At 41.8% G+C, this 1,203-nt stretch carries 2 protein-coding genes; both read right to left on the reverse strand.

Annotated features, from left to right (window positions below):
- Positions 1-122 precede the first annotated feature (122 nt).
- Positions 123-1,022 carry an IS3 family transposase gene (locus FD05_RS03755; protein ID WP_156401566.1) on the reverse strand — a complete coding sequence of 300 codons (900 nt, stop codon included), beginning with the start codon at positions 1,020-1,022 and terminating at the stop codon, positions 123-125.
- A partial coding sequence (locus tag FD05_RS11710; protein ID WP_056938581.1) for a transposase occupies positions 1,019-1,203 on the reverse strand: 185 nt, incomplete at its 5' end. The genes FD05_RS11710 and FD05_RS03755, both read right to left, overlap by 4 nt.

The following is a 1,203-nucleotide window of genomic DNA, read 5'->3' on the forward strand; positions in this document are numbered from 1 at the left end:
TGGATTATAGTCAATACGTGAGACAGATTTTAAGAGAGATCAAGAACCGCGTTTAGCTTCCACAGCTCAAATAAATCATTAATTTCGATTAATAACTTATTTGAACCATGGAAAGCATTAAATTATGCGGCCATCTGGTTCGCAATCGTTGTGATTTCAACCTGTAAGGGGGTCTGGTAGCTGAGTGAACTATGAATTCTTTTCCTATTATAAAAGGAATGAACATATTCAAAGAGGACTGAAGCTGCCGCTTCATAATTTTCAAAAACTGGAATTGGATAAACACATTCCTTTTTGAGTGAAGCATGGAAGGATTCCATTGGGGCGTTGTCATAAGGACAACCTTTACGGCTGTATGAGTGGCGGATATGTAGTTCATTTAAGCGTTTGTTATACTCATCGCTGGTGTACTGCGTACCTAAGTCACTGTGAATGATGAGGTTCTCAGTAATTGTCCGATTCTGAACGGCGCTTTCAAGTGTCTTCATGATCAGCTTGGTATCCATTTTTTTAGAAAATGAATACCCGATAATCCGACGCGAGTGCAGATCCATGATGGTTGATAAGTAACACCAGCCATCACGCTTAGTCTGAATATAAGTAATATCAGTTGTCCACTTCTGATTTAAACCGGTGGTGGAGAAATCCTGCTTAAGGAGATTGGGACGCTGTTTAATCGCTTGTTTGGAGGAAGAGGTGGCCTTCCACTTCTTGATGATAATCGAGTGAATATCCATTTCCTTCATGAGTCGAGAGACTCGGCGAGGACTGCAGCGGCGCTGCAGGGGCTGAAGTTCCTTACTTAATTCATATTGGATCTTCATAACCCCGTATCTTTGCTTGAACTCAACGAAGATGCGGAAGATCCGCCGTTTCAGATCTTTGTCTTCCAGACTTCTTTTTGAGGGTTTGTGGGCTTTATAGCGATAGTAATGCGCTCTTGAAACCCCAAGGACTCGGCACATCTTAGCTACCTGGTAATTTTGGCTTTCTTGTTGGATATAATCAAAAACATCGGTTATCTCTGCGCAAGGAAGCCGAGGGCTTTTTTTAAGATTTCGTTCTCCTCAGATAAAGCAGCTAAACGCTTTTCCATTGCTTTAATCTCATCAGGAGACTTACCTGATTTGTTTTGAGTTTGGGCCTGGATCCACTTATGAACAGTGGAATACCCAATGCCATATTCTCTGGCAAGTTGAGCAG

It is taken from the genome of Lentilactobacillus otakiensis DSM 19908 = JCM 15040 (assembly GCF_001434145.1).
Taxonomy (GTDB): Bacteria; Bacillota; Bacilli; order Lactobacillales; family Lactobacillaceae; genus Lentilactobacillus; species Lentilactobacillus otakiensis.